Below are 12594 nucleotides of genomic sequence, written 5' to 3'. Positions count from 1 at the left end.
ACGCCGAGCACGTCTTCTACGTCCCGGAAACCCCGACCCTGCTGATGCCGCTGCTGACCACGGTCCCGCTGCAGATCTTCGCGTGCGAACTTGCCGCAGCCAAGGGCTACGACGTGGACCAGCCGCGCAACCTGGCCAAGAGCGTCACAGTAGAGTAAGCGCATGATTGTTGGCATCGGCGTAGACGTAGTGGACATTGAGCGCTTCGGACGGCAGCTGGAGCGCACGCCCGGACTGCGGGACCGGCTATTTGTTCCGGCCGAACGGGAACTGAACACCCGCTCCCTGGCGGCGCGGTTTGCCGCCAAGGAGGCCGTGGCCAAGGTCCTGGGCGCGCCTGCCGGCATGAACTGGCAGGACTGCTGGATCGGGCTGGACCAGAACGGCCCCACCATCCAGGTCAAGGGAACAGTGCTTGCTGTTGCCGAAGCCAAGGGGGTCAAACGGTGGCACCTGTCCATGAGCCACGACGGCGGCATCGCCTCGGCCACGGTCCTGGCCGAGGGCTGACCCCGGACGGACTGACCGCATGATCAGCGCCTATACCGGAACCCAGATCAGGGAGGCTGAAAAGCCCCTGCTGGATTCAGGTATGGGCGCTGTTCTCATGCAGCGGGCGGCCCGCGGCATGGCCGGCGCCGCCATCGCGGAGCTGCGCAGCCGCGGACGGCGCCTGTACGGCTCCAGCGTTGCCGTCCTGGCCGGCAAGGGCAACAACGGCGGCGACGGCCTTTTCGCCGCCGCCCACCTCGCCGGACGGGGAATGCGGACGACGGCGGTCCTCGCCTCCGGCACGGCCCACCCTGATGGTCTGGCCGCCTTTCGGCGCGCCGGCGGCCGGGTGCTGACGCTGACCGACGGGAACGCCGGTGAGTTGGCAGCGCTGGCCGGCAGGGCCGACGTCGTTATTGACGCGCTGCTCGGAACCGGTGCCCAGGGCGGACTCCGGGGAGCCTCGGCGGAACTCGTGTCGCGGCTGTCGGAAGGGTCCCGCGGCCTCGTGGTGGCGTGCGACGTGCCGAGCGGCGTTGATGCGGACACCGGCGAGGCCGCCGGCCCCGTGCTGCCCGCCGACATCACCGTCACCTTCGGCGGGGCCAAGGCAGGCCTGCTGGCGGACCCGGGAGCGGATTTCGCCGGCCGGGTGGTGGTGGTCCCGATCGGCATTGAGGACTCGCTCCCGTGGCCCGCCATGCGACGCCTGGAGGCCGCCGACCTTGCCGACCTGCTCCCGCGCCCCGCGCGGCGCGCCCATAAGTATTCGCGGGGCGTCCTCGGAGTGATCGCCGGATCCCCGGCCTACCCCGGCGCCGCCGTGCTCGCCTGCCGCGGGGCGCTCTCCGCCGGCGTCGGGATGGTTCGCTACGTCGGGCCGCTGGAGGTCGCCGACCTCATCCGCCACAGCTGCCCGGAGGTGGTCTGCAGCACGGGCGCCGTGGCAGAGACCCACGTCCAGGCCTGGCTGGTCGGTTCGGGGATGGACGGCAAGGACGAGGACGAGATGCAGCGCGTCCGCGACGCCGTCGACTCCGGCCTGCCCACCGTGGCCGACGCCGGCGCCCTGCCCGTGCTGCCCGACGTGCTGGCCCCGCAGGTGGTGCTGACGCCGCACGCCGGCGAGCTGGCCACCCTGCTGCAGCGCCTCGGCGCGGACCTGGACCGGAAAGCCGTTGAGGCCTCCACCCTCGCTGCCGTGCGCCGCGCCGCCGGCCTGACCGAGGCCACCGTGCTGCTGAAGGGCGCCAGCACGCTGGTGGCGTCGCCGTACCAGGATTTCTACAGCCAGTCCGAGGGAACTCCCTGGCTGGCCAGCGCCGGAAGCGGCGATGTGCTGGCCGGAATCATCGGTGCGCTGCTCGCCCAGGTGGGCTCCGACGTCGGCCGTTTCCGGGCGAGGGGCATCGATCCGGACGAACGCTGGGCGGCCATTGCAGCCATGGGGGCTAGCTTGCACGGCCTCGCCGGAGCGGCAGCTGCAGCCGGCGGCCCACTGACTGCGGGGCGGATTTGCGAGGCACTACCCAAAATATGGGGTAAAGTCAGCACGCTTAGTAATTAATGGTGGGTCGGTAATAGTCCGGCCCACCCGCTACGGTAAGACCAAGTTCCGTGCAGGAAGTGCGTGATGACCTGCCGGACGCAGTGTTGGACGAGGTATAGGAGCACGAATGGAAGTCTGGCCCGGATCGGCTTACCCCCTGGGAGCCACGTTTGACGGCACCGGAACCAATTTCGCATTGTTCAGCGAGCACGCCGACAAGGTGGAACTTTGCCTCTTCGACGACGACGGGACCGAAACCCGGGTCACGCTCCGCGAAGTCGACGGTTATGTGTGGCACTGCTACCTGCCCCAGATTCAGCCGGGGCAGAAGTACGGCTACCGCGTGCATGGCCCCTATGACCCTGCCAATGGCCAGCGCTTCAACGCCAACAAGCTGCTCCTTGACCCCTACGCCAAGGCAGTCGCCGGCCAGATCGACTGGGATCCCGCCCTCTTCTCCTACAACATGGGCGACCCCTCCTCCCGCAACAACCAGGACTCGGCGCCGCACATGATGATGGGCGTGGTCATCAACCCGTTCTTCGACTGGGACAACGACCAGAACCTGCGCATCCCGTACCACAAGTCGGTCATCTACGAGGCGCACGTCAAGGGGCTCACCGAGCTGCACCCGGAGATTCCCGAGGAGCAGCGCGGCACGTACGCCGGCGTGGCGCACCCGGCCGTGATCTCGCACCTGCAGAAGCTGGGCGTCACCGCGATCGAGCTCATGCCCGTGCACCAGTTCGTCAACGACGGCACCCTGCAGGAGAAGGGCCTCAGCAACTACTGGGGCTACAACACCATCGGCTTCTTCGCGCCGCAGAACACCTACAGCTCCACCGGCGACACCGGCCAGCAGGTCCAGGACTTCAAAGCGATGGTCCGCTCGCTGCACCGGGCTGGCATTGAGGTCATCCTCGACGTCGTCTACAACCACACCGCCGAAGGCAACCACCTCGGGCCCACCCTGAGCTTCAAGGGCATCGACAACGAGGCCTACTACCGCCTGGTGGAGGACGACAAGCAGTACTACATGGACTACACGGGCACCGGCAATACCCTGAACGTCCGCCAGCCGCACTCCCTGCAGCTGCTGATGGATTCGCTGCGGTACTGGGTCACCGAGATGCACGTGGACGGGTTCCGCTTTGACCTCGCCGCCGCTTTGGCCCGGGAATTTTACGACGTCGACCGGCTCTCCACGTTCTTCGAACTCATCCAGCAGGATCCCGTGGTGTCCCAGGTGAAGCTCATCGCGGAGCCGTGGGACGTCGGGCCCGGCGGCTACCAGGTGGGCAACTTCCCGCCGCAGTGGACGGAATGGAACGGCAAGTACCGCGACACCGTGCGCGACTTCTGGCGCGGCGAACCCGCCACGCTGGGCGAGTTCGCCTCGCGCATCACCGGCTCGGCTGACCTCTACGAGCACTCTGGCCGCCGCCCGGTGGCGTCCATCAACTTCGTCACGGCGCACGACGGCTTTACCCTGCGCGACCTGGTCTCCTACAACGAGAAGCACAACGACGCCAACGGCGAGGACAACAAGGACGGCGAATCACACAACCGGTCCTGGAACTGCGGGGCAGAGGGCCCCTCGGACGATCCCAAGGTGCTGGCGCTCAGGGCACGGCAGCAGCGCAACTTCATCGCCACCATGCTGCTCTCACAGGGCGTGCCGATGATCCTGCACGGCGACGAAATGGGCCGGACACAGCAGGGCAACAACAACGGGTACTGTCAGGACTCCGAACTGACCTGGGTCAACTGGGACAGCGTGGACCAGCCGCTCGTCGAATTTACCGCAGCCGTCAATTCGCTGCGGGCCAAGCACCCCACCTTCCGGCGTAGCCGCTTCTTCGATGGCCGGCCGGTGCGGCGTGGAGAAGGCGAACGGTTGCCCGACATCGTATGGCTTGATCCCGACGGCAACCTGATGCAGCCGGAGGACTGGGACAGCGGCTTCGGCCGCTCCGTGGGCATGTTCCTCAACGGGGACGGCATCCAAGGCCATGACAGCCGTGGCCGCCGGATCACCGACGTGAACTTCGTGCTGTACTTCAACGCCCACGACGGCGACGTTGAGTTCACGCTGCCGCCGGACGAGTACGCACCGGCCTGGGACATCATCATCGACACCGCCGGTGAAGGCGCCGACTCCAAGCCCGCGGACGCCGGAACCATCCTGTCCGTCGCCGCCAAGTCCCTGGTGGTGCTGCGGGCCCACAGCGCACCGACGGTGGAGCCCGATCATTCCGTGGCTGCCTCGCTCGCGGCCCTGACCCAGACCGCCACCACTGAGACCGCGGCGCTCACTGCACCCGCCATTCCCGAACCGGCGAACACCAAGAAGGCTGCGGCGGAGCCGGCTGTTGAGCCTGCGGCCGATCCTGCTGAGGAGCCGGCTGCTGAGCCTGCACCGGAGCCGGCTGTTGAGCCCGAAGCGGAGCCTGCTGCACCGCCCGCGAAGGCCGCGGAGGATCAGCCGGCGAAAGAGCCGGCACGAAAGCCCTCGGGCCGGCGGGCCGGCAACTCGAAGCCGGGCAAGCCGGCAGGGGAGGGCGCATGAAAACGCCCGTCTCCACGTACCGGCTGCAGATCAGGCAGGGGTTTACGCTGTTCGATGCCGCTGAAGCCGTGCCGTACCTGCACTCGCTCGGCGTTGACTGGGTCTACCTGTCACCGGTCCTGACTGCCGAACAGGGCTCCGACCACGGGTACGACGTCACCGATCCCTCCGCCGTCGACCCCGAACGGGGCGGCCCGGAGGGCCTGGCGGCTGTTTCCAAGGCGGCCCGGGCCGCCGGCATGGGCGTGCTGATCGACATCGTGCCCAACCACGTCGGCGTGGCCACTCCGGCGCAGAACCCCTGGTGGTGGTCGCTGCTCAAGGAAGGGCGCCAGTCCCGCTATGCCGAAGCGTTCGACGTCGACTGGGACCTTGCCGGGGGACGCATCCGGATACCTGTCCTCGGCAGCGATGACGATTTGGACCAGCTTGAAATCAAGGACGGTGAGCTGCGGTACTACGACCACCGCTTCCCGCTGGCCGACGGCAGCTACACCGAGGGCGACTCCCCGCGCGACGTCCATGCCCGGCAGCACTACGAACTTATCGGCTGGCGGCGCGCGGACAACGAGCTGAACTACCGCCGCTTCTTCGCGGTGAACACGCTCGCTGGCGTCCGCGTGGAAATCCCGGCCGTCTTCGATGAGGCACATGAGGAAGTGGGGCGCTGGTTCCGCGAGGGGCTCGCCGATGGGCTGCGGATCGACCACCCGGACGGCCTGGCCGACCCCGAGGGGTACCTGAAGCGGCTGCGGGAAGCCACCGGTGGTGCCTACCTGCTGATCGAAAAGATCCTCGAACCGGGGGAGCAGCTGCCGGCCAGCTTCGAGTGCGAGGGCACCACGGGCTACGACGCCCTCGCCGACGTCGACCGGGTTTTCGTGGATCCGCGCGGCCAGGAACCACTGGACCGGCTGGACGCTTCGCTGCGCGGCGGGCAGCCGGCTGACTACGAGGACATGATCCGCGGAACCAAGCGCCGGATCACCGACGGCATCCTCCACTCGGAGATCCTGCGGCTGGCCCGGCTGGTTCCGGGCGATGCCGGGCTCCCCGCTGAAGCCGCGGCCGACGCCATCGCGGAGATCATCGCCGCCTTCCCGGTCTACCGCACGTACCTGCCGGAGGGCGCGGAGGTCCTGAAGGAAGCGTGCGAGCTCGCCGCCCGCAGGCGGCCGGAACTGGACCAGGCCATCCAGGCTTTGCAGCCGCTGCTGCTGGACACGGACCTGGAGCTTGCCCGGCGCTTCCAGCAGACCTCGGGCATGGTCATGGCCAAGGGCGTGGAGGACACTGCATTCTTCCGTTACAACCGGCTGGGTACCCTCACGGAGGTGGGCGCCGACCCCACCGAGTTTTCCGTGGAGCCGGACGAGTTCCATGCCCGTATGGCCCGCCGGCAGGCCGAGCTTCCGCTCTCCATGACGACGCTCAGCACCCACGACACAAAGCGAAGCGAGGACACCCGGGCGCGGATCTCGGTCATCTCCGAAGTTGCCGGCGAATGGGAACAAGCCCTGAACCGGCTGCGCGAACTGGCCCCGCTGCCGGACGGCCCGCTGTCAGCCCTGCTGTGGCAGGCCATCGCCGGCGCCTGGCCCGCCAGCCGGGAACGCCTGCAGTATTACGCGCTGAAGGCTGCACGCGAAGCCGGGAACTCGACCAATTGGACCGATCCCGATCCGGCGTTCGAGGAGCAGCTGGCCGCCGCCGTCGACGCCGCGTTCGACAACCCTGCGGTGCGGGCTGAAGTCGAGGCGCTTGTGGAACTCCTGGAGCCGTATGGTGCCTCCAACTCCTTGGCGGCCAAGCTCGTGCAGCTGACCATGCCCGGCGTCCCGGACGTGTACCAGGGCACGGAGTTCTGGGACCGGTCGCTCACGGACCCGGACAACCGCCGCCCGTTCAGCTTCGAGAACCGGCGCGCGGCGCTGGAACAGCTCGATGCCGGCCACCTGCCCCCGTCATTCACCGACCAGGCCGCCAAGCTGCTGGTGACCTCGCGCGCGCTGCGGCTGCGACGGGAACGGCCCCAGCTGTTCACCGGCTACCGCCCGGTCAGTGCCAGCGGCCCCGCCGCCGGGCACCTGCTGGGTTTCGACCGCGGCACCCCGGCAGCGCCGGGCGCGCTGACCCTCGCCACCCGGCTGCCCTACGGACTGGAACAGTCGGGCGGATGGCGGGAGACCGCCGTCGAACTCGAAACCGCCATGAAGGACGAACTGACCGGTGCCGGCTTTGGACCGGGAGCTGTGAAGATCGCCGATATCTTCCGGACCCTCCCCGTCGCGCTGCTGGTGCCACAGACAGGAGGAAAGCCATGACGCACGCAGCCCCGGCAACCTATCCCCGCGAAGCAGCGAAACCCGTGCAGGGCCCGGAGCGCTTCGACGTCTGGGCGCCCCTCGCTGAATCCGTGACGCTGCTGGCCGGCGGGGAACGCTACGCCATGCAGCGCCGTCCTGGCGCCGAACCCGAGAACGAGGGCTGGTGGACAGCGCCGGAGGCGCCAGCCAAGGGCGACGTGGACTACGGGTACCTCCTGGACGGCGACGAAACTCCGCTTCCGGATCCCAGGACCCGGCGCCAGCCCGATGGCGTCCACTCACTGTCCCGCACGTTCGACCCAGCCGCGCACAGCTGGCAGGAAGACGGCTGGCAGGGCAGGGAGCTGCAAGGGGCGGTCATCTACGAACTCCACCTCGGTACGTTCACACCCGAAGGGACGCTCGACGCGGCCGCGGGAAAGCTGGACTACCTTGCCGGCATGGGCGTGGACTTCATCGAACTGCTGCCCGTCAACGCGTTCAATGGCACGCACAACTGGGGCTATGACGGCGTGCAGTGGTTCGCCGTCCACGAGGGCTACGGCGGCCCGGAGGCGTACCAGCGGTTCGTGGACGCCGCCCACGCAGCGGGTCTCGGCGTGATCCAGGACGTGGTCTACAACCACCTCGGCCCCAGCGGGAACTACCTGCCGCGGTTCGGGCCCTACCTCAAAAAGGGCGAGGGCAACACCTGGGGTGACTCCGTGAACCTGGACGGGCCCGGCTCCGACCATGTGCGCCGGTTCATCCTCGACAACGTGGCCATGTGGCTGCGCGACTACCGCGTTGACGGTCTGCGGCTGGACGCTGTTCACGCCCTGAAGGACGAGCGGGCGGTCCACATCCTGGAGGACTTCGGGGCGCTGGCCCACCAGATCTCCGCCGAGGTGGGACGGCCGCTGACGCTCATTGCCGAATCCGACCTCAACAACCCTCGGCTGCTGTATCCGCGGGACGTCAACGGGTACGGGCTGGAGGGGCAGTGGAGCGACGACTTCCACCACGCCGTCCACGTCAACATCACCGGCGAAACCACAGGCTACTACGGTGACTTCGACTCGCTCGCGGCCCTGGCCAAGGTGCTCCGGGACGGCTTCTTCCACGACGGAAGCTACTCGAGCTTCCGGGAACGCCACCACGGCAGGCCAATCGATTTCAGCGCCGTCCACCCGGCTGCCCTGGTGGTCTGCTCGCAGAACCACGACCAGATCGGCAACCGCGCCACCGGGGACCGGCTTTCGCAGACGCTGCCTTACGGGAGCCTGGCGCTCGCCGCCGTGCTGACCTTGACCGGCCCCTTCACGCCCATGCTGTTCATGGGCGAGGAATACGGGGCCACCACGCCGTGGCAGTTCTTCACCTCCCATCCGGAGCCGGAACTCGGCAAGGCCACCGCGGAAGGCCGGATCAAGGAGTTCGAACGCATGGGGTGGGATCCCGCCGTCGTGCCCGATCCCCAGGATCCCGAGACGTTCCGAAGGTCCAAGCTGGACTGGGCGGAAGCGGACGACGGGGATCACGCCCGGCTGCTGGAGCTGTACCGTTCGCTCACCGCCCTGCGCCGCTCCACGCCGGACCTCACCAAGCTGGGCTTTGAGGACACGCAGGTGGAGTTCGACGAGGTCGCCCGGTGGCTGCGGTTCCGGCGCGGCGGCGTGCAGGTGCTGCTCAACTTCTCCGAGCAGCCGGTGCGCCTTGAGGGTGCGGGAACGGCCCTGCTGCTGGCCACTGACGACGCCATCCGGCTGGAAGGCGAGCGCGTGGAGCTCGGGCCGCTCAGCGCCGCCGTCGTCAGCGACTGAGTGAATTGCCAGGGCTGGCGTCCACCTCCCGTGACCGGATGGTGGACGCCAGCCCCGCAGCCTTGGTGCGGCTGGCAGGATGGAGCACATGACTTATGTGGCCTCGGACACCCGCTATGACACCATGCCGTACCGCCGCGTCGGACGCAGCGGCCTCAAACTGCCGGCCATCTCGCTGGGCCTGTGGCACAACTTCGGCGACGACAAGCGCTTCGACGAACAGCGCGCCATCCTGCGCCGCGCGTTCGACCTCGGCGTCAACCACTTCGACCTCGCCAACAACTACGGCCCGCCGGACGGATCCGCGGAGACCAACTTCGGCCGCCACCTGCAGGACGACTTCAAGCCCTACCGCGACGAACTGGTTATCTCCACCAAGGCCGGTTACTACATGTGGCCCGGCCCGTACGGCGAATGGGGCTCGCGGAAGTACCTGATCTCCAGCCTGGACCAGTCTCTGCAGCGGATGGGCCTGGACTACGTGGACATCTTCTACAGCCACCGCCCGGATCCTGAGACGCCGCTGGAGGAGACCATGGGCGCGCTCGATTACGCCGTCCGCTCCGGCAAGGCCCTCTACGCGGGCATCTCCTCCTACACCCCGGAGCAGACGCTCGAGGCCGCCCGCATCCTGAAGGAACTCGGCACCCCGCTGCTTATCCACCAGCCCAGCTACTCCATGCTGAACCGCTGGACCGAGAACGGCTCGCCGAACCTCTATGAGGCGCTGGACCAGGTGGGCGCCGGCTCCATCGCGTTCTCCCCGCTGGCCCAGGGCATGCTGACGGACCGCTACCTCAACGGCGTTCCGGCCGACTCCCGTGCCGCCAAAGCGAGGTTCCTGTCCGAATCGTCCCTGACCGAGGACAAGCTGGACAGGGTCCGGGGGCTGAACGCCATCGCCGCCGGCCGCGGACAGTCGCTCGCGCAGATGGCCATCGCCTGGATCCTGCGCGACCAGCCCAAGGGCTCCCCGGTGACCTCGGCGCTCGTCGGGGCATCCAGTGTCAGGCAGCTCGAGGACACCCTGGCCGCGATCAACAACCTTGGGTTCAGCGCCGAGGAACTGACGGCGATCGACGAGTTCGCCGTCGAATCGGACATCAACCTCTGGGCGCAGCCGGTCTGAACGCGCGTTTCAAAAATGACACGTAATCAAGCGGCCGGGGACGGCGGGAACAAAGCCGGCCCCGGCGGCGTTTGGTTAGACTGATAAGTGCGCCGCGTGGCGCGGTGCCCGTCAGACGCCGTCGTACAGCAAGGTACTGACGCGCAGGGCACATGAAGTTTGTTCTCAAAGGAGTTCCGTGTCTTCAAATCCGATTCGTGTAGCAATTGTCGGCGTGGGTAACTGTGCCGCTTCCCTGGTTCAGGGTGTCCATTACTACCGGGATGCCGACCCCCAGGCCACGATTCCGGGTCTGATGCACGTTGAGTTCGGCAAGTACCACGTCAACGACGTCCAGTTCGTTGCCGCGTTCGACGTGGACGGCAAGAAGGTCGGCGTCGACCTGGCCGACGCGATCCTGGCCAGCGAAAACAACACCATCAAGCTTGCCGAGGTCCCGCCGACCGGCGTGACGGTCCAGCGCGGCCACACCCTGGACGGCCTTGGCCGGTACTACCTGGAGACCATCGAGCAGTCCACCAAGGAACCTGTCGACGTCGTCCAGGCCCTGAAGGACGCCAAAGCCGATGTCATGGTCTGCTACCTGCCGGTCGGCTCGCAGGAAGCCGCGGAGTTCTACGCGCAGGCCGCGATCGACGCCGGGGTGGCGTTCGTGAACGCGCTGCCGGTCTTCATCGCCGGCACCAAGGAATGGGCCGACAAGTTCACCGCCGCCGGTGTGCCGATTGTGGGCGATGACATCAAGAGCCAGATCGGTGCCACCATCACGCACCGTGTCATGGCGAAGCTGTTCGAGGACCGCGGTGTGACGCTGGACCGCACGTACCAGCTCAACGTCGGCGGCAACATGGACTTCAAGAACATGCTCGAGCGCGACCGCCTTGAGTCCAAGAAGATCTCCAAGACCCAGGCCGTGACCTCCAACGTCGAGGCCGAACTGGCTGCGAAGGACGTCCACATCGGCCCGTCCGACTACGTGCAGTGGCTGGATGACCGCAAGTGGGCGTTCGTGCGCCTGGAGGGCCGGAACTTCGGCGACGCGCCGGTCTCCCTGGAGTACAAGCTCGAGGTGTGGGACTCGCCGAACTCGGCCGGTGTGATCATCGATGCGATCCGTGCGGCGAAGATCGGCCTGGACCGGGGCATCGGCGGCCCGCTGATCTCGGCGTCGAGCTACTTCATGAAGTCCCCGCCGGAGCAGTTCAACGACGACCTCGCCCGCGAAAAGGTGGAGGCCTTCATCCGCGGCGACCTCGACCGCTAACCCCGGACGCTCCATCACCTCCTGCAGGTTTTAACGCGATGCTCCCTCACCCTCGGGTGGGGGAGCACCGCTGTTTAAGCGTGCTCTTCATAGCGTCGGATCGCGTGGCTCGCCTGGGCAAGGGCGAGCAGCTTCAGGACCAGCTGGCCGTGCAGATGCATCCCGACGGCCGCCGTCATGATCAGCTCATTGACGTCTTCCGGCGCCGTTGCGGCCGAAATATCCACTGCGGCAATCGCATCCACCGCCTGGCTGTAGGCGTCGAGCAGCTCCGCTGTGACAGGAACGCCGAGGCTTTCCATCAGGACCAGTTGGGCATTGAGGGCGTTCCTGGCGTCGCTCGGGATGTCCGGCCAGTTCCGGAAACGCACGACGGCGTCACCCGCCGGTGTGCGCAGGTCGCCGTGCTCCGCGCTCACGTCGTCGAGGCCCAGCACCGTGCGCTGGATCGCGGCCAACAGCTCAAGGCGGGGTGCGCCGCCGTCGGCCATTCTGAGGAGCATGCCGATCTGGGCGATATTCAGCCCGACCACACGGCGCAGGGCCTGGATCAGTTCCAGCCGGCTCACGTGCTGTTCCGAATACTCAGCCCGGGTGGCGTGAATGGAACGGCCCGCTGGCAGCAGCCCTTCGCGGAGGTAGAACTTGATGCTCGCGGGGGAGACTCCCGTCCGCGCGCTGAGTTCCTTCAGCTGCATGCCCGCTCCGTTCCTCGGCGAATGGTGGTCCTTTGGATAGCTGTCGCCGGGCTGGCTATCCTGATGTACACCGCTGGATAGTGCTTCTATCCTAGGTGCATGGAGCCTTGGAATGTACTGCTTGCCAGCCACGTCATTGCCGCCCTTTTTGTCCTTGCCATCGGACCGGTCCAAATCCTCCGGCGCCGCCGCGACCGCATCCACCGCACGATGGGACACCTGTGGGTCGCGGCCATGTACTACGTCTGTTTCAGCAGCTTCTGGATTGTCAGTGACGGGCATTTCAGCTGGCTCCACGGGCTCTCGGCGTTCACGATCGTGACCGTCACGCTCGGGCTCGTCAGCGCGGTGCGCCGGAACATCCCCGCGCACCGGGGAAACATGATCGGGAGCTATATCGGCATCGCCGTGGCGTTCGGCTTCGCCGTCTCGGCGCCGGGCCGGGCCATTCCCCGCCTGCTGGCCGAGGATCTGCCGACGGCCCTGTACGTTGCCGCCCTGGTGGCGCTCAGCGTCGCCGTCGTGTTTGTTTCCCTGCGGCGCGGCGAGGGCAGGCGAATCCAGCACGCGGGACGCCGGATGGACCAGCCCACGGCAGCTGCATCTTCAGAAGGGGCCGTGGCCGGCCCGAAGTAAGCGCCGCACCGCCAAACGCTTCCTCACCTTTTGAACTGCTCCCCGGAAGTTGGACTGAAATATTCAGTTCCGTTTTGTGGGGGGCAGTTTTATGCGTGCGTCTAGTTCGTTGTCAGAGGTCCAGCGCA

Annotated in this window: 9 protein-coding genes; 8 read left to right on the top strand and 1 reads right to left on the bottom strand. The window is 67.3% G+C overall.

Translation table 11 applies throughout. From position 1 onward, the window contains the following. Positions 1-162: 162 nt before the first annotated feature. The 7 genes from AC5RWD_RS22600 to AC5RWD_RS22570 all read left to right on the top strand — a co-directional run bounded on the left by AC5RWD_RS22600 (position 163) and on the right by AC5RWD_RS22570 (position 11132). Positions 163-510, top strand: a complete 348-nt coding sequence (locus AC5RWD_RS22600) for a holo-ACP synthase (protein ID WP_494022167.1) — start codon at positions 163-165, stop codon at positions 508-510. Between the two features lie 19 nt (positions 511-529). Then, complete coding sequence (locus tag AC5RWD_RS22595) at positions 530-2059, top strand: NAD(P)H-hydrate epimerase (RefSeq protein ID WP_494022166.1); 1530 nt, start codon at positions 530-532, stop codon at positions 2057-2059. A 109-nt stretch (positions 2060-2168) separates the two neighbouring features. After that, on the top strand, positions 2169-4610 hold the full coding sequence (glgX, locus tag AC5RWD_RS22590; RefSeq protein WP_494022165.1) for a glycogen debranching protein GlgX: 2442 nt from the start codon (positions 2169-2171) through the stop codon (positions 4608-4610). Then, positions 4607-6934, top strand: a complete 2328-nt coding sequence (treY, locus tag AC5RWD_RS22585) for a malto-oligosyltrehalose synthase (protein ID WP_494022164.1) — start codon at positions 4607-4609, stop codon at positions 6932-6934. Before glgX ends, treY begins: the two co-directional genes overlap by 4 nt. Further along, positions 6931-8739, top strand: coding sequence for a malto-oligosyltrehalose trehalohydrolase (gene treZ, locus AC5RWD_RS22580; RefSeq protein ID WP_494022163.1), 1809 nt, complete (start codon positions 6931-6933; stop codon positions 8737-8739). The genes treY and treZ overlap by 4 nt, the downstream gene beginning before the upstream one ends. Before the next feature lie 88 nt (positions 8740-8827). Next, positions 8828-9868 (top strand): L-glyceraldehyde 3-phosphate reductase, encoded by a 1041-nt coding sequence (mgrA, locus tag AC5RWD_RS22575; RefSeq protein WP_494022162.1) that lies wholly within the window; start codon positions 8828-8830, stop codon positions 9866-9868. Positions 9869-10046: 178 nt separating this feature from the next. Next, positions 10047-11132 carry an inositol-3-phosphate synthase gene (locus tag AC5RWD_RS22570; RefSeq protein ID WP_494022161.1) on the top strand — a complete coding sequence of 362 codons (1086 nt, stop codon included), beginning with the start codon at positions 10047-10049 and terminating at the stop codon, positions 11130-11132. 74 nt (positions 11133-11206) lie between these two features. Here the strand turns inward: AC5RWD_RS22570 and AC5RWD_RS22565 are convergent, their stop codons facing one another. After that, positions 11207-11830: a MerR family transcriptional regulator gene (locus AC5RWD_RS22565; RefSeq protein ID WP_494022160.1), complete on the bottom strand. Its 624-nt coding sequence runs from the start codon at positions 11828-11830 to the stop codon at positions 11207-11209. Positions 11831-11929: 99 nt separating this feature from the next. Between AC5RWD_RS22565 and AC5RWD_RS22560 the strand changes: the two genes are divergently transcribed. Next, entirely contained in the window at positions 11930-12466 is a 537-nt protein-coding gene (locus AC5RWD_RS22560; protein WP_494022159.1) for a DUF2306 domain-containing protein, read from the top strand. Positions 12467-12594 lie beyond the last annotated feature (128 nt).

This window comes from Arthrobacter sp. CMU6, from assembly GCF_059090205.1.
The sequence above is the reverse complement of the archived record's forward strand: the minus strand, read 5'-3'. Positions and strand labels throughout refer to the sequence as shown.